Source organism: Salinarchaeum chitinilyticum (assembly GCF_055390775.1).
Genome location: NZ_AP043888.1, coordinates 697,809 through 722,838, shown reverse-complemented (window position 1 = coordinate 722,838; position 25,030 = coordinate 697,809). Strand labels below are relative to the sequence as shown.

At 67.9% G+C, this 25,030-nt stretch carries 20 protein-coding genes; 8 read left to right on the top strand and 12 right to left on the bottom strand.

Annotation, left to right across the window (positions count from 1 at the left end; genetic code table 11):
• Positions 1-103: 103 nt before the first annotated feature.
• From ACZ5KP_RS03525 to ACZ5KP_RS03515, 3 genes are all read right to left on the bottom strand, one after another.
• On the bottom strand, positions 104-745 hold the full coding sequence (locus tag ACZ5KP_RS03525) for a bifunctional 4-hydroxy-2-oxoglutarate aldolase/2-dehydro-3-deoxy-phosphogluconate aldolase (RefSeq protein WP_460919954.1): 642 nt from the start codon (positions 743-745) through the stop codon (positions 104-106).
• 75 nt (positions 746-820) lie between these two features.
• Positions 821-1,528 carry a TIGR00266 family protein gene (locus ACZ5KP_RS03520; RefSeq protein ID WP_460919952.1) on the bottom strand — a complete coding sequence of 236 codons (708 nt, stop codon included), beginning with the start codon at positions 1,526-1,528 and terminating at the stop codon, positions 821-823.
• A 116-nt stretch (positions 1,529-1,644) separates the two neighbouring features.
• Positions 1,645-2,886: a metal-dependent hydrolase family protein gene (locus ACZ5KP_RS03515; protein ID WP_460919950.1), complete on the bottom strand. Its 1,242-nt coding sequence runs from the start codon at positions 2,884-2,886 to the stop codon at positions 1,645-1,647.
• Between the two features lie 160 nt (positions 2,887-3,046).
• Here ACZ5KP_RS03515 and ACZ5KP_RS03510 point away from each other — a divergent pair, with 160 nt between their 5' ends.
• Both ACZ5KP_RS03510 and ACZ5KP_RS03505 read left to right on the top strand, forming a co-directional pair.
• Positions 3,047-4,291, top strand: coding sequence for a mandelate racemase/muconate lactonizing enzyme family protein (locus ACZ5KP_RS03510; RefSeq protein ID WP_460919948.1), 1,245 nt, complete (start codon positions 3,047-3,049; stop codon positions 4,289-4,291).
• A 403-nt stretch (positions 4,292-4,694) separates the two neighbouring features.
• Positions 4,695-5,285 (top strand): NADPH-dependent FMN reductase, encoded by a 591-nt coding sequence (locus ACZ5KP_RS03505; RefSeq protein ID WP_460919946.1) that lies wholly within the window; start codon positions 4,695-4,697, stop codon positions 5,283-5,285.
• Between the two features lie 7 nt (positions 5,286-5,292).
• On the opposite strand, the gene ACZ5KP_RS03500 is transcribed toward ACZ5KP_RS03505, so the two are convergent.
• Together ACZ5KP_RS03500 and ACZ5KP_RS03495 are read right to left on the bottom strand one after the other, a co-directional pair.
• Entirely contained in the window at positions 5,293-6,207 is a 915-nt protein-coding gene (locus ACZ5KP_RS03500; RefSeq protein WP_460919944.1) for an NAD-dependent epimerase/dehydratase family protein, read from the bottom strand.
• 113 nt (positions 6,208-6,320) lie between these two features.
• Complete coding sequence (locus tag ACZ5KP_RS03495) at positions 6,321-7,022, bottom strand: rubrerythrin family protein (protein ID WP_460919942.1); 702 nt, start codon at positions 7,020-7,022, stop codon at positions 6,321-6,323.
• A 167-nt stretch (positions 7,023-7,189) separates the two neighbouring features.
• Here ACZ5KP_RS03495 and ACZ5KP_RS03490 point away from each other — a divergent pair, with 167 nt between their 5' ends.
• The 3 genes from ACZ5KP_RS03490 (at position 7,190) to ACZ5KP_RS03480 (ending at position 10,754) form a co-directional block, all read left to right on the top strand.
• Complete coding sequence (locus tag ACZ5KP_RS03490) at positions 7,190-8,734, top strand: acyl-CoA carboxylase subunit beta (RefSeq protein WP_460921113.1); 1,545 nt, start codon at positions 7,190-7,192, stop codon at positions 8,732-8,734.
• A 1-nt stretch (position 8,735) separates the two neighbouring features.
• Positions 8,736-9,086, top strand: a complete 351-nt coding sequence (locus ACZ5KP_RS03485) for a hypothetical protein (RefSeq protein WP_460919940.1) — start codon at positions 8,736-8,738, stop codon at positions 9,084-9,086.
• 105 nt (positions 9,087-9,191) lie between these two features.
• Positions 9,192-10,754 carry an O-antigen ligase family protein gene (locus tag ACZ5KP_RS03480; RefSeq protein ID WP_460919938.1) on the top strand — a complete coding sequence of 521 codons (1,563 nt, stop codon included), beginning with the start codon at positions 9,192-9,194 and terminating at the stop codon, positions 10,752-10,754.
• A gap of 118 nt (positions 10,755-10,872) precedes the next feature.
• On the opposite strand, the gene ACZ5KP_RS03475 is transcribed toward ACZ5KP_RS03480, so the two are convergent.
• Together ACZ5KP_RS03475 and ACZ5KP_RS03470 are read right to left on the bottom strand one after the other, a co-directional pair.
• Positions 10,873-11,856 (bottom strand): glycosyltransferase family 2 protein, encoded by a 984-nt coding sequence (locus ACZ5KP_RS03475; protein WP_460919936.1) that lies wholly within the window; start codon positions 11,854-11,856, stop codon positions 10,873-10,875.
• Positions 11,857-11,961: 105 nt separating this feature from the next.
• Entirely contained in the window at positions 11,962-13,989 is a 2,028-nt protein-coding gene (locus tag ACZ5KP_RS03470) for an asparagine synthetase B family protein (protein ID WP_460919934.1), read from the bottom strand.
• Between the two features lie 93 nt (positions 13,990-14,082).
• Between ACZ5KP_RS03470 and ACZ5KP_RS03465 the strand changes: the two genes are divergently transcribed.
• Together ACZ5KP_RS03465 and ACZ5KP_RS03460 are read left to right on the top strand one after the other, a co-directional pair.
• Complete coding sequence (locus ACZ5KP_RS03465) at positions 14,083-15,516, top strand: flippase (RefSeq protein ID WP_460919932.1); 1,434 nt, start codon at positions 14,083-14,085, stop codon at positions 15,514-15,516.
• Positions 15,517-15,727: 211 nt separating this feature from the next.
• Positions 15,728-17,029, top strand: coding sequence for an O-antigen ligase family protein (locus ACZ5KP_RS03460; protein ID WP_460919930.1), 1,302 nt, complete (start codon positions 15,728-15,730; stop codon positions 17,027-17,029).
• Between the two features lie 37 nt (positions 17,030-17,066).
• On the opposite strand, the gene ACZ5KP_RS03455 is transcribed toward ACZ5KP_RS03460, so the two are convergent.
• From ACZ5KP_RS03455 to ACZ5KP_RS03435, 5 genes are all read right to left on the bottom strand, one after another.
• Positions 17,067-18,830 carry a sulfatase gene (locus tag ACZ5KP_RS03455; protein ID WP_460919928.1) on the bottom strand — a complete coding sequence of 588 codons (1,764 nt, stop codon included), beginning with the start codon at positions 18,828-18,830 and terminating at the stop codon, positions 17,067-17,069.
• Positions 18,827-20,164, bottom strand: coding sequence for a glycosyltransferase family 4 protein (locus tag ACZ5KP_RS03450; RefSeq protein WP_460919926.1), 1,338 nt, complete (start codon positions 20,162-20,164; stop codon positions 18,827-18,829). The genes ACZ5KP_RS03455 and ACZ5KP_RS03450 overlap by 4 nt, the downstream gene beginning before the upstream one ends.
• Entirely contained in the window at positions 20,161-21,480 is a 1,320-nt protein-coding gene (locus ACZ5KP_RS03445; RefSeq protein WP_460919924.1) for a glycosyltransferase family 4 protein, read from the bottom strand. Before ACZ5KP_RS03445 ends, ACZ5KP_RS03450 begins: the two co-directional genes overlap by 4 nt.
• Positions 21,481-21,538: 58 nt before the next feature.
• Entirely contained in the window at positions 21,539-23,263 is a 1,725-nt protein-coding gene (locus tag ACZ5KP_RS03440) for a sugar transferase (RefSeq protein WP_460919922.1), read from the bottom strand.
• 303 nt (positions 23,264-23,566) lie between these two features.
• Positions 23,567-23,947: a rhodanese-like domain-containing protein gene (locus ACZ5KP_RS03435; protein WP_460919920.1), complete on the bottom strand. Its 381-nt coding sequence runs from the start codon at positions 23,945-23,947 to the stop codon at positions 23,567-23,569.
• A gap of 149 nt (positions 23,948-24,096) precedes the next feature.
• Between ACZ5KP_RS03435 and ACZ5KP_RS03430 the strand changes: the two genes are divergently transcribed.
• Entirely contained in the window at positions 24,097-24,828 is a 732-nt protein-coding gene (locus ACZ5KP_RS03430) for a diphthine--ammonia ligase (protein WP_460919918.1), read from the top strand.
• Positions 24,829-25,030: the final 202 nt, after the last annotated feature.

Here is a 25,030-nt window from a genome sequence, read left to right as displayed (position 1 = left end):
TCCGGGGCTGAGCGTTCGCGAGACCGGATCATAAACTCCCACGCCGTCGGTCGGTATCTGGAAAGCACTCGGAGAAGGCGGTCCGATGAATCGAGTGGCGACGTCAGTTCCGCGCGTCCTCGACGGCCTCGACCAGCGCCGCTGCGTTCTCGGTGATCTGCTCGTAGTTCCCCGCCTCGACGGCGTCGTGATCGAGGATCGATCCGCCCGCGCCGACGGCCATCGCACCTGCCTCGACGTACTCGCCCGCGTTGTCCGGGCCGACGCCGCCGGTGGGGATGATATTCAGGTGGCCGAGCGGGCCCTTGATCGCTGCAACGTGTCCGGGGCCACCGGTCTTCGCGGGGAAGACCTTCACGACGTCCGCGCCGGCCTCGTAGGCCCGTTGGGCCTCCGTCGGCGTGAACACGCCCGGTGCGACCGGCACGCCGTAGCGGTTGCACGTCTCGACGACCCCCTCGTCGAAGGTCGGACAGACGGCGAACTCCGCACCGGCGTCGATCGCGGCGTTCGCCGTTTCCGAGTCCAGCACCGTGCCGACGCCGACGAGCGCTTCGTCGCCGACGGTCTCGGTGAGCGTTTCGATCATGTCCATCGCGTCGCCGGAGTCGGCGGTGACCTCGAGGGCGGTGACGCCGCCCGCGACGACTGCTTCGGCGACGTCCTCGACGGTTTCGGGCTCGACGCCGCGCAGGACTGCGACGACGCCGGCCTCCTCGATACGCTGGAGCGTGTCGTTGACCATGCGCGCCACTGCGGTCGCGGGTGGCTTAAACGCGGCCATCGGGAGTCGTCCTGTTGGGGTTCGCGCAGACGATTCTCAGAAGATGTTCATGTCGGGCGACCCCTCGCCATCGTCCTCGCCGGTGAAGATCTCACCGAGCGCCGCGGCGAAGGAGTCCAGTCCTCGCGTCTGGTACCAGACGCGCCCGGGCCCGGAGAAGTCGAGCACGATCCCCTCGCCGCTGAGGAGCGTGGACTTGAGGCCGCCGACTCGGCGGGCGTCGAAGTCGACCGAGCCCTCCCACGCGACGAGGTGCTCGTTGTCGATCGTGTACGTCTCGCCGGCCTCCAGTTCGACGGACTCGAGCGCGCCGAACGCTTCGATGAGCACCATTCCCGACCCCTTGAGCGCGAGCGGCGTCAGCCCTGCACCGCCGAGCATCGACTTGAGCCCGCCGAACTCCGAGTCGATGTCGATGCTTGGGTCCGAGGCGAGGAACGCGCCGTCGACCGCGTAGAGCGTCTCGCCGGTGAGGTCGAACTGCTCGACGTCGCCGGGGGCGGGCGGGGAGAGCGTAACCGTGCCGGAGGCGCCTTCCGCGGTGAACTCGTTGACGAAGGCGGACTCGCCGCCGAGCATCGACTTCGCCGAGGAGAGCAGCCCGTCCCGGGCCGTGCCCGTCTCGATCTCGACGCTGTCGGTGTGGCTGACCATCGCTCCGGGTTCGGCCATGATCGATTCGCCGGTCTCGAGGTCCGCGACGACGTGCGTGTAGGAGGGTCGGTGGGTGAGTTCGATATTCATGGGGCGTCACTGGAAGGTGGTGCCGACTCCTACTTAATTGTGTGGCAGCTGCTGAAGAATACTTCCGGAGAATACCTGTCGGAGTAGACGGGCCGCCGGCCGCTTCGCGAGGACGATCAGACCGTCGCGTCCACTCGCGTTCCCTCTTTGAACACGGCCTCGACGTCTCGGACGGCCGAGACGTCCTCCAGCGGGTCGCTCCCGAGCGCGAGCACGTCGGCTCGCTTGCCCGGTTCGAGCGTCCCGACCTCGTCGTCGAAAACCGTCTCGGCGGCGATCCGCGTCGCGGACTGGAGGACGTCGTGCTCGTCCATTCCGACCTCGTCGGCGAGCAGTTCGAGTTCGAGGGCGTTCTCGCCGTGGGGGATTAGCTCGGGGCCGATAAAGTCCGTCCCCGTCGCGATGGGGATGCCGGCCTCGTAGGCGCGCTCGACGGCCTCGAAGTGGGCCTCACTGGCCTCCCGGGACTTCTCGAGACCGTAGTCGGGGACGCCGTAGTCGGCGCCCCGTTCGATCAGTCGGTGCATGATCGAGAGCGTCGGGACGAAGATCCCACCGGTCTCCTCGAACAGTTCGATGCACTCCTCGTCGAGGTAGAACCCGTGTTCGATAGTGTCGACGCCGTTCCGGAGCGCGGTCTTGATCCCTGGCGCGCCCTGGGCGTGGGAGGCGACCGGAATCCCGACGCGATGGGCCTCCTCGACGAACGCTTGCACTTCGGCGTCGGTGAACTGGCTCTGGTCCGGAGCGTCCTTCTCGCTCAGCACGCCGCCGGTCGTCATGATCTTGAGGACGTCGACGCCGTCGCGGATGCGCTTGCGGGCCTCCTTCCGGCACTCGTCGGCACCGTCAGCGAGCGTCCCGATGCCGCGGTCGCTGTCGGCGACCCACTCGTAGGGGAGGAAGTGGCTGTCGCCGTGGCCGCCGGTCTGGCTGATCGCCTGTGCGCTGGTGTAGATCCGTGGGCCGGGGATCGCGCCCTCCTCGACGGCGTCCCTGAGCCCGAGGCCCGTCGCCGAGCCGAGGTCCCGGACCGACGTGAAGCCGGCCGCGAGGAGGTCCCGGAGGTCAGCCGTCGCCCGGGCCGCGCCGAGCTCGGACGGCTCCGTCGCCCACTGCATCGGGTTCATCGATCGCGCCCCGGTGAGGTGGAGGTGGGCGTCGATCAGTCCCGGCGTAACCGCGGGGTAGTGTTCGTGGCCGGCATCGCCCCTGCCGGCGGTACCCGGAGCATCTACGTCTTCCTGCGTTCCGACGGCGTCGATGGTCCCCGTTGCTTCGTCGAGCACGATTCGTCCGTCGTCGATCGGCGGCTCGTCGCGACCGGTGACGAGCAGGTCAGCGTCGATGACTCGCATGAACGATCGTTTGCAACCGACTCGCATAGTCGTTTGCGCCGCGGAATCCGCCCGATCGAGAGACCCCCGTCGGATCGAGAGATACTCGCTGGATCGAGGGAGCCGTCACGCGCGCGGAGACCGCAACACAGTTACTTGCGCCCGAAAAAATCGCTCTCAGATGAGTAACGACATCGACTACACCGACTTGCACGACCCGAACGCGGAGTACACGATGCGGGAGCTCTCCGCGGAGACGATGGGCGTCGAGGCCAAGCGCGGCGGCGGACGCGACGTGGAGATCACCGACGTTCAGACGACGATGGTCGACGGGAACTTCCCGTGGACGCTCGTCCGGATCTACACCGATGCGGGCGTCGTCGGCACCGGTGAGGCCTACTGGGGCGCGGGCGTTCCCGAGGTCATCGAGCGAATGAAGCCGTTCGTCGTCGGCGAGAACCCCCTCGACGTCGACCGGCTCTACGAGCACCTCATCCAGAAGATGTCCGGCGAGGGCTCCGTCGAGGGCATCACCGTCACCGCCATCGCGGGCATCGAGGTCGCGCTGCACGACCTCGCCGGCAAGATCCTCGAGGTCCCCGCCTACCAGCTGCTCGGCGGCAAGTACCGCGACCGGATGCGCGTGTACTGCGACTGCCACACCGAGGAGGAGGCCGACCCCGACGCCTGCGCCGACGAGGCCGAGCGCGTCGTCGAGGAGCTGGGCTACGACGCCCTCAAGTTCGACCTCGACGTTCCCTCGGGACTCGAGAAGGACCGCGCCAACCGCCACCTCCGGCCCGGCGAGATCCGGCACAAGGCCGAGATCGTCGAGAAGGTCACCGAGCGCGTGAAGGATCGCGCCGACGTCGCCTTCGACTGCCACTGGACGTTCTCCGGTGGCTCCGCCAAGCGCCTCGCCGATGCTATCGAGGAGTACGACGTCTGGTGGCTCGAAGACCCCGTTCCCCCGGAGAACCTCGAGGTCCAGGAGAACGTGACGAAGTCCACGACGACGCCGATTTGCGTCGGCGAGAACCGCTACCGCGTCACCGAGGAGCGCCGCCTGATCGAGAACCAGGCCGTCGACATCGTCGCGCCCGACATGCCGAAGGTCGGCGGGATGCGCGAGACCCGGAAGGTCGCCGACGTCGCGAACCAGTACTACGTGCCCGTCGCGATGCACAACGTCTCTTCGCCCGTCGCGACGATGGCCAGCGCCCACGTCGGCGCGGCCATCCCGAACTCCCTCGCCGTCGAGTACCACTCCTACGAGCTGGGCTGGTGGGAGGATCTCGTCGAGGAGGACGTCATCGAGGGCGGCTACATCGAGATCCCCGAGGAGCCCGGTCTTGGCCTGACGCTCGACGAGGACGCCGTCGCCGAGCACATGGTCGAGGGCGAGACGCTCTTCGATCCTGCGTAAGCAGGATCGAGCTCGAAAGACGAGCGCAGCGAGTCTTTCGGTGTTCGACGAAGCGTAGCGAAGCGGAGCTTCGTCGTGCTCGCGAATCTTCGATTCGCGGTGTTCGACGAAGCCTGAGCAGCCGATCCGTAGCTCGATTCGATTTTCCACCGTTTTCGCGCCCCCAACCGATACCATTGGGTGGGAATGAAAGGGGCCGACCGCTCGTCGCAGGTAACGATGCAAGGACCGCAGGGAGCGAAGCGACCGAGGACCGCAGCGAGTTAGCTGCGACGAGCGGGAGGGGGCTTCCAAGGCGTCCGCTGTTGCGATACCACTGGCAAACTGCTTCTCCTTCCTCAGTTCGCAAACAGGAAACGCGTTCAGCGAGCCCTTACGGTGTTCCGGCACGTCGGACCAGCCAATGCACGACCGTTCGCCGCCGACTGTGGTCGCGATCTGCGGCAGTTTACGCGACGAGAGCAAGACCAGAATCGCGTTACGTGAAGTCCTCGACGCCGCGGAAAACGCTGGCGCCGACACGCAGCTAATCGACCTCCGGGAGTACGATCTCCCGGTGTTCGACCCCGACGATCGGGACGCCGGCGACGCCGGGCGACTCAAACGCGAGATCGACGCCGCCGACGCCGTCGTCTTCGGGACCCCGAACTACCACGGCTCCTACGCCGCACCGCTGAAGAACGCGCTCGACTACGTCAAGCGCGATCAGATCGCGGGGACAACGGTGGGCCTCCTCGAGGTCGCGGGCGGGGACTACCCGAAGTCCGCGCTGATGCATCTCCGGACGGTCGCGCGGACGCTCAACGCCTGGACGCTCCCGCTGGAGGTGGGGATCCCCGCCGCGTACGACACCGTGAGTGAGGACGGAATCGAGGACCCCGACATCGAGTCGCGCGTGCGAGAGCTCGGCGAGCGGATCGTCGAGTACGCCGGCGTCGAGCGGTACCCCGAACTCGCGGAGGAGTCCCGATCGGTCCTCGCCGAGGACGACTGAACCACGCCTATAGCCACGCCGGTTCGGTGGCGTCCGACGATTCGCGGTCACCCCACGCGAAGGCCGGCTCCCAGCCGAGCGTCGCCTTCGCGCGGTCGTTCGCGAGCGGACTCTCCGTGCCGTCGAGGTCGCAGTCGGTGGGCACCTCTCCGCAGGTCGCCGCAACGATCTCCGCGGTCGGCTGGCCGAGGTAGTTGTCGTCGGCGGCGACGTTGCAGATCGCGTGCCCGTCGTGGTCGGCGGCGAGGCCAGCCTCGATCGCTCGTGCGAGATCCCGGACGTCGACGTACGCGCCGAAGTCCCCGCCCCGCGGATCCTCCGAGAGATCGGCCGCGTCGTCGTGGGGCCGCTGGCGCGTCTTGCTCGCGGAGAACACCGTGGCGGGCCGAAGCGTCGTCACGTCCACGCCGTAGCGTCTCGACACGGTGGCTGCGATCGACTCACAGCACTCCTTCGAGCAGCCGTAGGGATCGGCGGGACGGAGCTCGTGGGTCTCCCGGATCGGGAGCGCGTCGGGGACCCACCGATCCGGAGCGAACAGCGCGCCGTAGACTGCCTGGGAGGACGTCCAGACGACGTCGGCGTCGGCACTGCCCGCGGCCTCGAGCACGTTGTACGTGCTCTGGACGTTGTTCTCGAAGATCGTCGTTCCCGGCGTCCGCTCCGGGTCGGCCGCCGCGGCGAGGTGGACGACGGCATCCGGATCGACCTCGGAGACGGTCTCCCACGTCGGCCCCTGCTCCGCGAGGTCGAACGCCCGGAACGTGGCGTTCGATCGCGTGTCTGCGGGTGCAGTACGGTCAACCCCTGTGACGTCGACGCCGGCGTCGGCGAGTCGGTCGACGACCCGCGCTCCGACCTGTCCCGTCGCACCGGTCACCAGCGCGGTCTCCACGTCGTGGGCAAACTCGGCTCCTCCCATGCTATCGACTGACACGCCTGGGCACAAAACGGTACTGCGGAACGGCGGCGTTTGGTGGGGTACTTCTCCGGCTCTCGGCGGTACGTTTCGGTACGTGACCCCGCCCGATCGACTCAACAGATCGGCTTCGGATCCATTCCCATCCCGGACAGTGCGTCGGCGTAGTCGTCGTACGCCAACTGGATGGTGTAACTCGCGACGCCCTCGGCGGCCTCCCAGTCCGATTCATCGGCGCAGAGGTCCTCGAGCAGCTCCAGGCCCGCCTCGAGGGACTCCTCGGTCTCGGCTCGAAGGTCACGAAACAGGTCCGCGCGCTCGCTGTCCCCCTCGTTGACGAAGAAGCTGATCACCTGGAGGTGCGTGCGGTCGCTGACGAGCCCGCGGCCGACGAGTCCGGCCGCGCGCGCGATCGGGTCTTCCTGTTGACGGAGGTGGGCGTGCAGCGGGCCGCCGTCCGGTGGCTCGAACTCTTCAGGAAGGTGTGCAGCGACGCGCTCGTAGTGCTCGGCCTCCTGTGCGGCGACGTCCGCGAACACCGCCTGGGCTCGCTTCGCATCCTCCGAATCGACTCCTTCGTGGTCCTTTGAACCGGCTCCTTCGTCGTCCTCCCGATCGGATCGCTCGTCGTCCGCTGCGTCTGCCCACTGCTCGAACGTGCGCTGTGCGGCGTGTTCGCTCGCGGCGGCCGCTTCGAGGACCGCTTCTTCCGTCAGGTCAGCCTCGGTCAGCGCGAGCAGGAGCTTCTCGGAGCCCAGCCGATCGAGCTCCGTGCCCTTCTCCTCGGTCACTCGCTCGCGGAACGACTCGCCGTCCATGTGGGATGGGTTGGTCGGGGAGTGCATTGAGCGTTCGGCCGCCCGACGACGGGGTCTCTCTCGCACAGAAGGAGCCGACAGCGGTCGATCGGGGGGTTCGGAACGCTTTTCCGGTCGGTCGCCGTCGGTCACCATCAAATGACTGCGGGAGGGTTCGCGTCGTGACGATGGAGGATCGCCTCGACGAGCTCGAGGAGCTCCGCGAGGAGGCGCTGCTCGGGGGCGGCGAAGAACGCATCGAGTCCCAGCACGAGAAGGGCAAGAAGACCGCACGCGAGCGCATCGAGTACTTCCTCGACGACGGCACGTTCAACGAGTTCGACCAGCTGCGGACCCACAACACCCACAACTTCGGGATGGAGGAACGCCAGCTCCTCACCGACGGCGTGGTGACGGGCTACGGCGAGGTCGACGGTCGCACCGTCTTCGTGTTCGCCCACGACTTCACCGTCTTCGGCGGTTCCCTCGGCGAAGTGTTCGCCGAGAAGATCACGAAGGTCATGGACAAGGCGATGGAGGTCGGCGCACCACTGATCGGGCTCAACGACTCCGCGGGCGCCCGTATTCAGGAGGGCGTCGACGCGCTGGCGGGCTTCGCGGAGATCTTCCGGCGCAACCAGGAGGCAAGCGGCGTGATCCCGCAGATCTCCGGGATCATGGGCCCCTGCGCCGGCGGGGCGGTCTACTCCCCATCGATGACGGACTTCATCTTCATGGTGAACGACACCAGCCACATGTACATCACCGGCCCCTCCGTCATCGAGACGGTGACCGGTGAGGAGGTGACGCACGAGGAGCTCGGCGGTGCCAGCACCCACAGCTCCAAGACCGGCGTCGCCCACTTCGCCGTCGACGACGAGGAGCAGGCCCTGGACGACATCCGCCGGCTCCTCTCTTATCTCCCACAGAACAACGTCGAGGACCCCCCGCGCGTCGAACCCTGGGACGAGCGCGACCGTCGGGATCCGGAGCTCCGGGAGATCGTCCCGCCGAGCCCGCAGAAGCCCTACGACATGACGAACGTTCTCGATTCCGTCCTGGACGAGGGCTCGCTGTTCGAGGTCGGCGAGCGCTTCGCCGCCGAGATCGTCACCGGCTTCGGCCGGCTCGACGGTCGCTCGGTCGGCGTGATCGCCAATCAGCCCCGCGTCAACGCCGGCACCCTCACCGTCGACTCCTCGATGAAGGCCTCGCGGTTCGTCCGCTTCTGCGACGCGTTCAACGTCCCGATCGTAACGTTCGTCGACGTGCCCGGCTACATGCCCGGCACCGATCAGGAGCATCGCGGGATCATCCGCCACGGCGCGAAGCTCCTCTACGCCTACTCCGAGGCGACGGTCCCGCTGCTCACCGTCATCACGCGGAAGGCCTACGGCGGCGCCTACTGCGTCATGGCGTCGAAACACCTCGGTGCGGACGTCAACTACGCCTGGCCGACCGCGGAGATCGCGGTGATGGGGCCCCAGGGCGCGGTGAACGTCCTCTACAGCGACGAGCTCGCGGCCGCCGACGATCCCGACGAGCTCCGTCAGGAGCTCGTCGACGAGTACCGCGAACAGTTCGCGAACCCCTACACTGCGGCGGACAAGGGCTACCTCGACGACGTCATCGATCCGATCGACACCCGCCCCAGGCTGATCGACGACCTCGAGGTGCTCGAGTCCAAGCGCGAATCGAACCCGGACAAGAAACACGGCAACATCCCGCTCTGAGATGGCCGAACCCACGCCAGTCGATCCCGAGGCGGCCTACGACGACGTCGAGCCCGACGTCGACGCAGCTCACGGCGACGTGCCGGGCCTGGGGCCCGACGACGTCGAGGTCGAGATCCCGCCGTCCGCCTCGGAGGAGGAAGCCGCGGCGATCGTCGCCGCCGTCGGCGCACACGTCCGGGATCGGGAAGCCGCTGCCGCGGCGGCCGCCGCGAACGCCGACCCGACCTGGGAGGGGGACCGTTTCGCCTTCGCTGGCCGCGTCGAGCAGCTCCAGGGTCGCTCCGTTCGGGTGCCAACCGAGGCACCGCGGGACGCCTGGACCGCCTCGGGCCGCACGGATCGATTCTAAACGGCACTCGGCGGGGATGACCGCGGTGGGCGCCTGACGTAGTGAACTGGATCACCCCGTTTCGGAGCGCATAATTTTCCCTTCCGTTCCCATCGGTCCCGCCACGTGACAGACCGGATCGTCGGGAGGAGGGGAACGCACGCGCAGCCTCTGCCGGACCAGCGCTCGGCTGGCACCGGCCGGACTGTTCTTGCCTTCGGAGCGCTCCTGACCGCGCTGGTCATCGGCGCCGTTCCCGCAATCGTGGTCCCCGGTGGCGTTCCCTCGATGCCGGCGCTCGCAGTTGCACTCGGTTCGTACGCCCTCCTTGCGGTGGCGACGCGCAACGTCGTCCCTGGAACCGTCGCCGCAATCGCGGTGCTCGCGACCGTGAACGCGGACGTTCCCGTCGTTCGGGGGCCGGAACGGACGGTCGACCTGGCGATCGTCATCGGTGACCTCGCAGTCGGGGCCGCCGCCGTACTTCTCGCGGCGTGGCTGTTCCGAACCGCCTCCGTCGGCTCGGTTCGGGATGCCCGGGAACTGGCGCGGCGGGCCTGGCGGACGCTGGGCTGGTCGTGGTGCTTTCTCGCTGGGTTCGCGATCTGGGCGCTGGTCGGCGCTGCGTTCGCCGCCCACGACTCGCGAACGGCCGCCGTCTTCGGGCTCATCCAGCTCCGGTACGTCGGCTACTTCGCGGTTGCAGCCGGAGTCGTCGCAGTCGGCTTCGCTGACGTCCGGTCGCTCGCCGGGGCGTTCGTGATCGCGATGATCGGGCACGCCGCGTTCGCGCTCGCGCAGTTCGCGAACCGCGGCTCGTTCGGCGTCTCGACGCTTGGGGAGACGCCCCGAAGCAACGAACTGACGATCGATCTGCTGGGCCACGCGATGCCGATGGGTCGATTTCTGGGCGGGCTGGTCGGGAACAACGCCGCGTTCGTCTCGCTCGCACTTCCCGCGATCGCGGTACTGGTGTGGATCGTCGCCGACCCGGACGCGGGCAGTCTCCGTCGCGGTCTGGCGCTGCTCGGAATCGTCCTCCTGGGAATCTTCTGCATCCCGCTCTCGCAGTACGACTCCGCCGTCCTCGGGTTCGCGGTGACAATCGGGCTCGCGTCGGTGCTCGCGAGTGTCCAGTACTGGCCCTCGGGCTCTCGTGATTGGGTCGAGCGCGAGCGCATCCGACTCCTCGGCGGAGCCGGCGTCGCGGCACTGGTGGCCGCGGTGGTGGTCGCAATCGTCGGTGCCGCCGCGGTGCTCGAGGCGCTTCCCTTCGTCTCCGGCGAGAATCTAGAGACGCGGATCGCCGACTATCGACGGGCGTACGACCTCGCGCTCGAGCATCCCCTGTTCGGCTACGGCGGCGGTAACGTCGAGCCGGTAGCAGCGGAGATCGGGTTCAGCAACGACGTCGCGATCCACTCGATCGTCTACTCGTACCTCGCGGAGACCGGTTTCGTCGGGCTCGCGCTCTGGCTCGCCGCCGTGTTCGCGATCGGCGTTCGAGCAGTCCGCCTCGCGTGGTCCGACCACGCCGACGCAGCCGTCGTCGCGGCGCTCTGCGTCGGTGCGCTCGGCTTCCTCGTGATCGCCATGCTCGACCAGATCTGGGACAATCACACGTCGATGGGCGTCTTCTGGCTGTTCGCCGGTGCGATCGCCGGGCGCTACCGGGCGTGGACGCGGTAGTGGGCTTTGCGCGCGCCAGAGTCTCGGCGAGCGGTAGGGATCTGAGCGCACGGAGGGGCCTCAGCGCACGGAGGGATCTCGGCGCGCGGCAGGCGTCTCGGTGCGCGGCCGACCGATGTCAGTCAGCTCGCTCACCGTCGGCGACCCATCGAGTCGGTCCACTTGGCTCCGTGCCGTCCAGCTTTCGACGGTAGGCCTGGAGCGTCCAGAGCGCGTCCTGGAGCCGACGGGTCACGGACTCGTGATCCACCGGCAGCGCCGACAGCAGGAGTAGGACGAGGATACGCTCGTCCGTGGCCCCATCGGCGACGAGGTCGCCGAGGACTGCCCTCGCGTCGGCGGCGCGCCCCTCGTTGGCGAGGAGTCGCTTGGCGTAGCGATAGCGCATCTGTCGCTCGCGTTCCTCGCGATAGGGACGGAGCTCCGGGAACCGCGCACAGAGGTCCTCGATTTCGCACCGTTCCATCCGGTAGGCACGGTCGACGTCGGAGCTGAGCGATCCCGTGATCTCCCGCTTGTAGGAGAGCGGCCGCGGCACGCGGGCCGGTGTGAACCTCGCGAACAGCCGGGTCCAGAGGTGCTGGTCTTCCCGGACCTCGAAACGCTCGTCGAAGCGCTCGTTCTCGAAACACGCGGCTCTGGCCACTACCGAGCGCGAGCCCACGCCGCCGCCGTTGCGGAACACCTCGACGTGGTGGCGGTCGCGGTCGTGGATCGGCGGCGAGTCGATGCGATAGGCGCTGTCGTCCCGGAGCAGGTACTCGTCGGAGTAGACGATGTCCGCGTCCGCTCCGAGCGCCGGGAGCTGCACGGCGAGCTTCTCGGGATGCCAGTAGTCGTCGGCGTCACAGAAGGCGATCACCGAGCCGTCCGCGAGGTCGAGGCCCCTGTTTCGCGCGGCGGCGACGCCGCGTGGCTCCTGGTGTTCGTACGTGACTGCGGGATGTCTACGGACGTTCTCTGGGAAGTCGTCCGGATCGCCGGAGTGGACGACGACGATCCCGATCCGATCGTGCTCCTGATCGAGCACGCTCTGGACCGCTTGTTCCAGGTGCTCGAGGTCCTCGTAGGCGGGGAGGATCACGGAGACCAGCGGCGCCATCAGACGACGACCCCCGTGACCCCCGCTTCGGTCGGCTGTCCGGATCGATGCTCCGTCCGTCGTGGTTCCGGCCAGTTCGCGCCCAGTTCGATCGCGAAGAGCATGTTACTCGGAGGGCACCTCCGTACTGGCGCGGGCGTCCTGAGAGACGTGCTCGTGGATCGGCATCGCGAGGAAGGTCAGGAGACAGAGCAGCTCCGAGCGCCGGTTCGACCCCTCGCAGTGGGCCACGTACTCCGAGCGGATCTCCGCCGGATCGAGCCAGTCGTAGCGATCGACGACGTCACGATTTTTCCGTACGCGGTCCTCGACGAGCGGCCGGGATCGCAGCAGTTCGTCGAGATCGGTCGTGAAGCCGACGCCGCTCGTCTCGGAGGGCGCGAGCCGCGTCCGGATCCGGCGTCGACCGCCCTGGAGCCGGTGACTGGCGTACTGCACCGGGAACGAGCGACGTGGTGCGACGCCGCGGGCCGCGTGGGGGATCTCCGCAAGCGCGGGCGAGCAGCTACGGATCACTGCGTTCTGCACGTCGGTCCTGAGCAATCGACCGGGCGGCTGGGCGAGGATCCAGTCGAGCAGTCGGTAGTCGAAGTGGGGGTTCGCGGTGGGCATGGTCTGACAGAGTGAGGCGTAGAAGAGGCACGAGTGGCGGTTGGTGACGGGATAGATCGAGGCGAACAGCAGGTCCGTGCAGTCGCCGTAGCGAACGCCGTGGTGCTCGATCTCGCCGTCGATCTCCCGGACGTTCGCAGCCAGGAGTTCGCGAGCGTCCGTCGCGCCGCGGCAGTAGTCCGGAAGCCGGTGTGAGTGTTTGTCGAGCGTGCCGTCGAGGTAGAACTCGAGATACTCCTCGACCGAGTCGGGCCGATCGAGCACCGGGAGCGGCAGCCGACCCAGTGGCGTCGGAACCCCGTGCGTCGGGAGCGTTCCGCCGCTGTAGACATCGCCGTAGAGCCCCGTCAACAGCAGGTCACAGGACGACCGAAGCTCCTCGGCGAACTCGTAGACGTGCGCCTGGTTGAACCACGATCCGAAATCACACAGTGCTGCGTTCCGGTCGATCGACGCTGCGAGGTACTCGCCATCCCGGTGGAGCATCCGGGCCTCGGCGTCCGCGGCCGCGAGCACTCGTTTCGCGACCCGCGTCTCCGTCGCCAACTCGTCGCTCGTGACGTGGAACCCGACCGGCGGCTCGTCGAGCGCAGCGACGATCGCGCGCGAGTCGTTGCCGCCGCTGACGAGGACGCCGGTGCGTGCGGCGCGCTGCTCGTCGCTGCCAGAATTCGTGCTGGACGTGACGCGGTCAGTGCGACCACCCGCTCGTGTCCGGGCGTCGATGGCGAGGCCGTCTGCCCGAGGACCTCCGCTTGCGGGCGATCCGGTTCCCCCGCAGGCTTCCCGGTCCCTGACGGCTGCCCGGAAGCGCTCGACGTAGTCACGCTGGGCCGCCCGGCGCTCGGTCGCGGTTGCTTCGTGCTCCGGACGCCAGTAGACGTCCGTCTCGACGGCGTTGCTCGCGCAGTCGACGGTCGTGATCGCGCCGGGATGGGCGAGCGTCGCGCCCTCGACCGGGGTCCGCAATCCGAAGGTGCGCCGGAACGCGAAGTACTCGTAGAGGATCTCCTGGTCGAACGCGACCGGGATGCCGGGATGGGCGGCGAGGATCTGCAGCGAGCTACAGAACGCGACGTCGCCGTCGACGGTGCGTGCCCAGTAGACTGGATGGGTGCCGAGCCGGTCGGTGACGATCCGGATCCGTTCGCCGTCGGCGTCAGTATCGCTTCGCTCTGGATGATACGCGACGATTGCGTACTCGCCGTTCAGGTTCGCGACCGTCTCGAAGCCGTGGCGATCGTAGACGCGTCGGCAGTACTCCACGGGCGTCGACTCGGGATGCGTCTCGCTCCGGGGTCGGTAGTCGGGCCCGTGGCCGTAGACCTGTCCCCAGCACCACAGCAGCGTTCCATCGGCGGCCTCGAGTGGCTGGGTCGCCGTTCGGTGGCTGACCAGCGCGACGGACGCACGATCTCGGACCGCTCGCCGTTCGGTCTCGTCGCCGAAGCGATGGAGCTGCGCGGCGAGGTCGACGGCGCGCCGGCCGCCCTCGCCGACGCCGCCACAGACGCCAGTCATGTACTACCCGATCGCCGACCACCGGGATTGTTCTGCTCCGCGTACCGTGGCGGCGCCTACTATTATCCGTCGCTGCCCGCAGTCCGAGTCAGCGTGAGTCTCGCGGCAAAGCTGTCCACGGACGTCATCGTCACGACGCTGGTCAAAGCCTCGCTCAAGGTCCGGGGGATCGTCGTCATCCCGCTGTTGACGATCTCCCTCGGAACGGCCGAGTATGGCGCTTACGCCCAGGTCTTCGCCGTCGCCACGCTGCTGAGTCAGGTGACGCTGCTGGGGCTGGACACGGGCATCGTCCAGTTCTTCCAGCAGTACGGCGAGGACCGATCGGTCACCTACTGGACGCTCGCGAGCGCACTCTTGCTGACCGGGACTGTGAGTATGCTCGCCGTAGTGGCCGCCGCGCCGCTGCTCACGAGGTTCGCGCTGGGTGACTCGTCGTTCACGTCGGTGTTCCTCGTCGGCTCCGCGCTCGTGCCGCTGACGGTCTGGCTCCGGTTTGGGCAGGGCTACCTCCGGGCGACCCGCCGCATCAAGTACTACTCGCTTACCGACGTGGCGGTGGTCTACGGCCACATCGCCGCGGTCGCTGGAGCAGTTCTGCTGACGGATCTAGGGATAGCGGGCGTGCTTGGGGTCGTCGTCGCCACCCGTGCGATCGCCGTCGGCGGCATCCACGTCGGGATCGTTCACGAAATCGGGTTCGGGCGGCCCTCGATCGAACGGTTCCGTCACTTCCTCGGCTACTCGCTCCCGACGATGGGCACCGACGTCGCCCGCTCGACGCTCACGCAGGCCGATCGCCTGCTCGTCGGGGCGTTCCTCGGTGCGACGGGGGTCGGCGTCTACGCCGTCGCGTATCAGGTCGCACAGGGGATGCTGCTCTACGTCCGGCCGCTGTCGATCACCCTCTTCCCCGAGTTCTCTCGGCTCTGGGCGGACGATCCGCCCCGAATTCGTGACCTGACCGTCACCGGGCTCCGATACTTTCTCGCGCTGGCAGTCCCCACGATCGGGGGCCTGTGGCTGATCGGGGAACCACTCCTGAACCTGCTCACCACGGCTGACGTGGCGGCGAGCGCGGCACCGCTCCTGGTACTGCTCTCGATCGGTATCCTGCTCCAGGGCATCTCCGAAGTCTACACGGAGCTGTTCTACGCGGCCGATCAGACCAGCGTCCCGCTCCGCATCCAGGGCGTCGCTGCGATCGCGAACGTCGCGCTCAACGCGGCGTTGTTGCCGACGATCGGCGTCCAGGGAGCGGCGATCGCGACCATCCTCACGTTCGCGTTCGCGGCGGGGACGACTGCGGTCGCCTTCCAGCACTGGCTCCCGGTCGTGCCGCCGATCAGGGCTGTCGTAGCGCCGATCGTCGCGACGGCGATCATGACGGCCGTGTTCTGGATCGTGGCGCCGTGGTGGCCGCTGACGCTCGTGCTCGCACCGGCCGTCTATGCGATCGCCTTCGTCGCTGCCGGCGGCGTCGAGCGCGGCGAGATCACAGGATTGCTCCACCAGGTCGGCGGGTAGCGTACGACGTGGTTACTCGGAGTAACCGACAGGGACGACGTTCCGATCCGCCAAAGTCGACCGCCAGGTCGGTCCAACAGTTCAGCTATCGCGGCAGCGAGGGATTCCGATCACTCGACCGCCTCGCTGGAGTTTCCTCGCTGTGCCCCGGTGCGCATTGGGCGGGTAAGCCGACTCGAACAATATGGTGAGACGCCCTCGGTTCGAGTGAATGTCCGGTGCGTACCTGGATCGCCAGCTCGAACGACGCCTCGGGCTCGTCGCCGTCGGGCTCCTGATGGCGGTCTACCCGTTCCACGTTTACGTAACTCGCATCGTCGTCATAAACCTGAGCTACGGCGACCTGCTGATCGGCCTGACCGGCGTGGCCTGGCTGTTCGGCGTCGTGGGGATCCGGCGGCTCCCCAGATTCACCTATCCGGCGTTCGCGTTCGTGGCGATTGCGGTCTTCTCAATTGTGCTGGCACTGGCCACCAGCCCGTCCTATCTGGTGCCCGAGCACTCGGCGATGGTCCTGCTGAAGCTGCTGGGCGCGATCGCCTGGTTCGTGGGGGTCTTCGAGCTCTGTGCGCGGGACACGATCAGGCGGACGCAGGCGCTGGCGCTCGTTTCGGTGCTGGTCGGCGCGGTGTTCGCCGTGCAGTCGGCTCGGCAGGGGCTGTTCATGAACGAACTCCGCCCCACCGGCCCCTTCGAGAACCCCAACATCTACGCGAACTACCTCGTCCTCAACGGCTTCCTCGCTGCGTATCTCGTCGGGACGCTCAGCTCGGACCGACCCTACCTCGGCGGCGTCCTCTCGCTCACGATTCCGCTGTTCGCCGCGAGCCTGGTCGTCACTGCCTCGCGGGGCTCGTTGATCGGCGCAGCGGTAGGGTGTCTCGTCGTTCCGATCCTCTCTCCCGGGTGGAATCTGCGGCCGTACACCAGGCAGGTCTTCGTCCTCCCTGCAGCGCTGTCGGCGGCCGCGGCGTATCTGGTGATACGGTCCGATCGCTGGATACGGGATCGGATCCTCTCCTCCGTCGAATCCTCGGGCAAGAACCTCGATACGCGCGTCCGCCGGTGGGAACACGGCCTGGACGCCTTCCGCGAGCATCCGCTGTTCGGCATCGGCTACGGCCAGTCCCAGAACTACGTTCGCGAAGCCGGGTTCGGCGGCTCCTATCCGCGACTCCACAACACGCACCTCACGATCCTCTCGGAGACGGGCGTGCTCGGCGCGCTCGCCTTCTACCTCCTCTTTGGTACTGTCGTCGTCCAGAGCGTGCGCCTCGCCCGGGAGCACGATCCGGCGTATGCCTTCCTCGGAAGCTTCGTGATCGCGGTCATGGCGACCGGGCTGGTCACCGGTGTCCAGACGTTCCGATCACTCTGGATCGTCGTCGGCGTCGTCGCCGCGCTGTCTTACCACCACTACGGAGAAGCCGTCGACGTTCGCGACGTCGGTGCGGACGTGGAGTCGGCGGTGGACGCCGTCGCCGGATCTGTTCGGCGATTCCGAGCGTCTTGATGGACGTTCACGAGTCACATCGGCGCTTGCGTGCCGTCTAGATGTAGCCGAGATCCTCGAGACGCTGCTGCGTGGCGGCACCGACGTCTTCGTCCGTCCCCGATTTCTCACCAACGTCCCGCCGTGGTCTCGCCATCTCGCCGTGCTCGTCGTGGAGTCGATCTCGGAGTTGCACTATACGCTCTCGCAGTGACGAACCATCTTGTCGGGGGACCAGCTCCGCCGTCGACGCCAACCCGCCTTCCGCGACGAGCGTCTCGTCCGTCACGTCGCTCTCGATCGCGGCTTCGGGTCGTGGGACGCTGTAGAGACGCTCGCTGCCGTCGGTCCCCTCGACGAACTTCCACTCGGGAGTCCTGATACACCGGAGCCCCCTGTCGAAGCGCTCGAGATCGACGGTGACGTCGCCGACGCGCTCGGCCAGCGTTTCGACGTCTGGCTGTGGATGGACGTACTCGCCCACGACGTACTCGCGTCCGCGCGGGTCGAGCAGCGAGCGTTGCGAGATCGAGTCGGCTGCGAGCCGATCGCCCCCGGTGCGGTCGCCACGGGTGCGACCGTCCCCGCTGGAACCAGTGCCGCCGCTGGGCCCGGCTCCGCTGGAACCGGTGCCGCCGCGATCGCCGTCGTTGGGACTGGCGCCGCTCCGGTCCCCTCCCCTGCGATCACCACTTTTGCGACCGACGCCGGCGAGATCGAGGATCGTCGGATAGAGGTCGCGGAGTTCGCGGAGTCCATCACCCGTCGCCGGGAACGACACGCCGTCCGGGCTGTGACACACCAGCGGGACGTGCGTGAGCGTGTCGTGGAGCGAGTACTGGTGGTCCATCAGTCCGTGATCGCCGAGGTTCTCGCCGTGGTCGCCGACGACGAAGACGACGGTGTCCTCGAGCAGCCCGCGGTCGGCGAGCCCGTCGTAGAGCTCACCGATCCGGCGATCGAGGTAGTTGAGTTCACTGCGGTAGAGCGCGTGCAGGAGTTCGAAGTCCCGTTCGTCCATCGACTCGGTACCGGCGAGGTACGCCCACGCGTCCTGGTTGACGGCGCTGGCTTCCTCGTAGTCGGCGTCCGCCGGCAGGAACGTCGATCGGTGCCCTCGCGGCGGGCGATACTCGAGGTGGGGTTCGAGGTAGTTCACGAACGCGAAGAAGGGCCGATCCGGGTCTCGGGCGCGGTCGAGCCACCGCCCGATGCGGCGGTTCGTGAGCCACGCGCCGTCGTCGTAGCGGTGTCGGAAGAGCTTCGCGTGGAGGACGTTCGCGAGCGTCGGCGGCAGCTCGCGCACGGAGAGCTCCCCGCGAAGCCCTCGCAGCTGTTCGAGGGCACCGTCGCGCTGCTTGGCGACGCGGACGAGGTCGACGTCGCTCTCGAACAGCTCCCAGCCCGACCGAAACGTCTCGAATCCGCGATCGAAACCGACGTCGCTACTCACCCAGCTGTTGTTGGAGAACGCCGCGGTCTGGTAGCCCCGCTCGCGGAGCGCTTCGGCGATGGGCGGCACGTCCGGATCGAACACCTTCGATCCCGCGTGGGTGCCGTGATCGGAGGTGTACTGCCCGGTGAACATCGAGGCGTGGGAGGGCAGCGTCCACGGCGCGGAGGTGAAGACGTTCGAGAAGACCTCGCCGGCCTCGGCGATGCGGTGGAGGTTCGGCGTCACGTCCGGTCGCCCGAGCACGTCACGGGCCCGCGCGGTGTCCATCACGAGCAGGACGACGTTGGGGCGGTCGGCACTGGTGTCGTCGCCAGCACCATCGCCGTCCGGTCCGTCACCGGCGGTACGGCCGTGCGTCTCGTTCACGACGCGGCCACCTCCTGGAGGAACGCCTCGTACCGATCGACGTACGCGTCGACGGAGTACGTCTCTTCGACGAGCGCTCGCCCCCGCGTCGCCATCGCCCGCGCAGCCCCCGGGTTCTCGAGGATCGAGCGGAGTGCGCCGACGATCGCCTCGGGATCCGCCGGCTCGATCAGGAGCCCCGTCTCGCCGTCGCGGACGACCTCTCTCGTCCCGCCGACGTCCGTGGCGACGACCGGCAGCTCCATCGAGAGCGCCTCTCGGACGGCCCCTGGAACCCCTTCGTTGTGCGAGGGAAGGACGAACGCGTCGAGTCGGTCGTAAAATGGTGGCATGTCCTCGACCCAGCCGAGCAGCTCGATTGCGTCCGCGTTGCCACTCTCCGTGATCCGCTCTCGGAGTGCTTCGGCGTACTCGCGGTCGGCCTCGTGTGGCGGCTCGCCCGCTATCAGGAATCGGAGATCCTGCCGCTGGGCACGGAGCGCAATCGCCGCCTCGACGAACTCCTCGACGCCCTTCCGTGGCGTGAGCGACGCCGCCGTTCCGATGGTGGCAGGCTGCTCCGCGAGCGGTGGCGTGCTCCGGTCCAGCGTGAACCGCTCGACGTCGATCCCTTTCGGGAAGATCCGGAACGAGTCGGCGAACTGGGCGTACTGCTCCTCGGTGAACAGCCGGCGCGCCTGCCGTTCGGACTCGATGAACACTCGGTCGGCGAGGCGCAGTCCGATCCCGTTGAGGCGCCGGTAGAGCCCTTCGGAGGGCTGTCCGAGGCCGATGTTCCAGACGATCGGCGTCGGACTCGCGAGCGCGAACGGCGCGATCGTCAGCAGGCTCCGGAGATTCATACACCAGACGACGTCGGCATCACGGAGCGCGTGTCTGGCCTCGACGTTGAACTGCCCGATCCTGGCCACGGTCCCGACCGACCGGAGCGTCGACTGCTCCAGGATCTGGCCGTCGTAGCGATCGAGCGAGCCACGGAACGGTACCACCTCGACGGCCACCTCGCCGCGGAGTCGCTGGCAGAGCTGGTCATCGGAGTGTGCGAGGAGGACAGGCCGAACCGCGTGCTCGTCCAGGCGCGTGAGCAGGCGATAGACCATCTCGGAACCGCCGCCGTGGGAGGGTGGCGATCCGTCGAAGAACACCGCCGTGATCGCATCGCTCTCTACCGATTCGGCTGCCGACTGCTCGCCCCGATCTGCCGCTCGCTCTCGCTGGGTCGTGCGGTCGGTCTGGCCGTCGGCTGCCGTGATCTTGCCGTCGGACGCGTCGGTCGATTCGCGGGCCGGTTCAGGGGCGGGGCCGGGGGTCTGGTCGGTGTGTCTTGCGTTCATGAGCGTGGAGGGGCGTCGTCGAGGAGTGATTCGAGCGCGCGGGTCGTCCGGCGGACGGTCGATCGCCAGTCGTGGTCCTCACGCGCTGTCGTCGCGTCGCGAGTGTCTGCCGGTGCCATCTGCGCGGAGCGCTGGGTTTGGAATCCGCCGTCGCTCGCCGTGCTGTCGCTGACCGCACCATCGCTGGCCGTGCCGTCGTCGACCGCGCCGTCGCTGGCCACGTCGCCGATCGCGAGCGCGGAACCGTCCCGGTGATCGCCTTTCCTGGCGCCCGCTTCCAGCGTTTCGACGACGCACTCGGCAAGTGCGTCGACGTCGCCGACGGGAACCGTCCGAACGCCGGGATCGTCGAGCGAGGCAACGTGATCGAGATCCGTCGTCACGACGGGAATCCCCGACGCGCGGGCCTCCAGCACCGTCCGTGGCATCCCCTCTGCACGGCTGGGGAGGACGAGCAGATCTGCCGCCCGGTAGACGTCAGGCATCTCGTCGTAGTCGACGTGGCCGAGGAACTGGCTCGCGCTGGTGCTGTCGGATCCGACGCGTTCGCCTTCCGCCGTCGCAGGTCCGTTTCGCTGACTCCTGGCGCGCCGTTCGAGTTCCTCGCGAAGCGGGCCGTCCCCACAGAGCGCGAGCGTCGCGTCTGGGATCGATTTCCGGACCTGCACCATCGAAGCGAGTGCGTCCTGGGGGCGTTTGCCGTCGACGAGCCGACCGACGAAGAGGACGATCTGCCCGTCCGCGTCGAGCAGGTCGCTCTCGGGACCGTCCGGTCGGAACCGCTGCGTGTCGACGCCGTTTGGGACCACGGCGACGGTCGTAGTGACGCCGAGATCGCGAAGGCGTTGCTCGTCGACTTCGGTGTAGCAGAAGACGAGATCCGCCTGTTCGAAGGTCCACCGGCCGATCGTCCGGAGGTACGCCTCGAACATCGCCTTCGGAGCCGTCTGGGAGTACAGGCCGTGGTTGGTGATTGCGAGTGGCGTATCGCCGACGTACCTGTTCAGCGCCGCGAGGTTCGTCGACGCATAGAGGTGTGAGTGGGCGTGGATCACGTCGAACCCGTCGGCTGCGTGGAGATACCGCGCCAGTCCCACGGACAGTGCGTTTCCGAGGAGTCTCGCGATCGCGTCGAATCTGACCACCGTATAGCCGGCGCGCTCCTCGACGTGTGGCTGGTCGGGCTGCTCTCGCACCGTCATCACTGTGACGTCGTGCCCCATCGCCGCCTGGTCCCGGCTCATGGCGTGGACGTGGTACGCACCACCGCCGGTCACGCCCGGGTAGAGGGTCTGGGCAACGCGGAGGATCCTCACGTCGGTCTCACCCCGGTCTCCACTGCGGAGGCAAATCCCCCGATTCTGCGGCCTTCGCTCATCGGGGTTCACCCGAGCGCAGTAGTTCCAGCCCGTCCGCGGCTACCTGGCGGAGCTGTTCGAGGACGATCCGGACGTCGAGCGCGAGCGACTGGCGCTCGACGTACTCGAGGTCGTGGGCCAGCTTCTCCGCGGGCTGGAACCCGGTGATCTCGTTGATCTGAGCGAGCCCGGTTAGCCCGGGTTTCACGAACCACCGGCGTTCCCACTCGACGCCGTCCGCCGCGATCTCCGCCTCCAGCTCCGGGCGCTCCGGCCGTGGCCCGACGACGGTCATGTCCCCGTTCAGCACGGAGAGGAGCTGCGGGATCTCGTCGAGGTGCGTGGCACGGAGCACCGCTCCGACACGGGTGACGCGAGCGTCGACGTCGCCGGCATCCTCGTCGCTGAGCGTTGGCCCCGTGTCCCGTTCGGCGCCGTCGGTCATACTCCGGAACTTCCAGAGCGTGAACACCCGACCGAGCCTCGTCGTCCGCGACTGACCGTAGAGCACGGGCCCGGGCGAGTCGAGCTTGATCGCCACGCCGATCACCAGCATCAGCGGGGCCAGCGCTACGAGCCCGAGCGTTGCGAAGCAGACGTCGAACCCTCGCTTCGCAACGCGGCTGTGTGGGGGCAATGGGTCGACGTTCGCGTCGAGGATCTGCTGGTGGGTGCTGGGCTGTATGGCCGACGTAGCGGCACTCGCATCGGTCTGGCCCTCATCGCGGCCGTTTCCGCCGTCGCTCCGATCGCCACCGTTCGCTTCGACGCCGCCGCTGTCGGGCCTCGCGTCGCGGCTACCACTCTCGGTCCCCTCGTCGATGAGCGTCGACGGCGCGTGGAATGGATGGACTTTCGCGTCGACCCCCTGTTCCCGGCAGACGCGGAGCGCTCCGAAGAACTCCTGGCGATCCGATGTCGAGAATCCGAGCACGACAGCGTCCACGTCCCGCGATACGAGCAGTGTCTGGAGCTCCGACAGGCCGGAGATTCGTTCGGTGGTGGGATCGTCGGCCGGGATTCGATCGTGGGGTTCTGTCGAGGGATCCAACTCCGTCGCGTCCTCTCCGCCATCTCGCTCTCGGGTACTTCGCCCGAATTCTCCGCGTTGCGCTCCAGCGCGGTCCTGCCTCTGCCGTCGGCTATCCGCATTCTGCGCTGCCGTTGTCTCCTGCCCGGCACTGCTGTCCTGCTCGTCACGCGAGACGCCCCCGTCGGTTCGCAGCCGTTCGACGTCGAGCGAGTCGGGTGCTGCGCTGGCCAGCGAGAGCCGCGGCGGGGAGACGTGACCCAGAGGGCGCGTTTCGAGGGCAGCGACGGAGTCGCCGAGCTTGCCCGCGTCGTCGCCCGCGAGGACGACGCGCTGCGAGCGGGCGATGCGCCGGAGCTGGTTCAGGAGGATCGGGACAGTGATCGCGGTCGTCACGCCGACGACGGCGAGGAGCACCGGTGCGGGGACGAGCCCAACGCCGAGACCCCCCGCGAATCCGAGCGCTCCGATCGCGAGGCCGACGCGGATCGACACCGCACGTAGCCGGTCGAGCGAGCGCCGGGGGCGCGGTGCGTACTCGGGCCAGAGAGCAACCGCGACGACCAGGACGGTAACCGCGACGCCTGGGAGTCCCGGCGTGGTTGCGACGCCCGATTGCGCGAGTGCGCTTCCCGCGACGACCGTCGCCACGGCAACCACTGCTGCCGTCGCACCGCCAGCGGCCGCTCTGCGGACCGAGCCCCGTCTCATACGCTCTAATCGACTGCACGATGGGCCTTTGCTATGGACTCCCCATCCGTCGCAACCGACGACCAAACGGCACGTTACCACGGATTTCGGCCGAATCGTAAAACGACCGTCAGGTCCGGTGAGATCGCTGGTATCGAGGCGTACGGTCGGCGTGTCGAGCGTCCGTGAACGGTAAGTTATCGAAGGTTGATAAAAATCCGGCCGTGAGCGAACCACCGCCGTTCCGCGTCAGTAGATCGGCGACGGCGAAGGCTGGCGCTGTGCTGAAACGAGGGGCGAGAATCTCGGAGTCCAAACAGTGAGCTAGAACGGCGCCTCGGGCCCCTCGTTCGGGGACTGGCTGGCGTCGTCGACCTCGCCTGCCGCGTCGGACGTCAGCTCGCCGTCCCAGTCGCGGTAGCCGCCCTGCAGGCTCGCCACGGCATCTGCGTCGACGTCCTCGTAGCTGCCGAGCAGCCGGGCTGCCTGGATCGAGCTCTGGCCGATCGCGCAAATGGTGACGATTTCCTCGGCGTCCCACTCCCGCTCGTCGACGCGCTGGGGGAGCTCCGGCAACGGGACGTTGATCGCGTCGGGAACGTGGCCCTGTTCGTAGTCGCTGGGTGAGCGGATGTCCACGACGGTGACCTCCTCGTCGGCCTCCAGCTTCGATTGCACCTCGTCGGGAGCGACCTCTCTGACCATCAGTTGCACTCGCGTAGCTCCCCGAACAAGAAACGGGTTTCGGAGATCGTCGACGGTTCGAAACCAGTACTCGTCGCCGGATCGCGGACGGTACCCAGAACGCCGAGCGCATCGCAGTCCGTAAGTGCGGCCGACTCGGAGTAGCGCCAATGACGCAGGGCGCCTGGGCGAGCCTCTTCTCCGGCGGTAAGGACTCCTCGTTCGCACTCTACCGCGCGCTGGAGCAGGGCCTCCCCGTCGAGCGGCTCGTGACGGTCCACCCCGGCGAGGACTCCTACATGTACCACGTGCCAGCGACCGAGCTGGCCGGGCTGGCGGCCGAGAGCGTTGGCATCGAGCTGGTGGAGATCGATCCCGGCGAGCTCGCCGCTGCCGAGGCGACGGACTCGGGTGAGCAGGGAGACGCGGAACTCGAACCGCTGGAGGCCGCCCTGCAGGAGCTCGACGCCACGCTGCAGACCGCGGGCGACGGCGGGCTCGCCGGGATCACCGCCGGTGCGATCGAGAGCGAGTTCCAGACCAGTCGGATCGAGGCGATGGCCGAGCGCCTGGACGTCGAGCTGTTCGCACCGCTCTGGCAGCGCGATCCCGAGGAACTGGCAGATGAGATGCTCGATGCAGGGTTCGAGATCGATATTATTCAGGTCGCGGCCGCTGGGCTCGGCGAGGAGTGGCTCGGCCGTACGCTGGATCGGGAGACGCTCGGGGAACTTCGGGAGCTCGGCGAGGAGTACGGCGTGCATCTCCTGGGTGAAGGCGGTGAGTTCGAGACGCTGGTGGTCGACGGGCCCCACATGGACCGGCGGATCGAGCTCGAGGCTACGACGGTTTGGGAGGGAACCCGCGGGCATCTCGCGATCGAGGACGCCTGGCTGGAGTGAGGGAATCAGTACGAGAGACTGCTAGCGTACGAGACTGCACCGCAACGAACAACCAGGAAGCCCCCTCCCGCTCGTCGGTGTACGCTCGCTGCGCGCTTCGCTCCCTTCGGTCGCTGCAGTGCTTACTTCGCCTACACCGACGAGCGGTCGGCCCCTTCCAGTCCCACCCTACGTGAGTTCAGACGGGTCTGAGTCCGGCGGA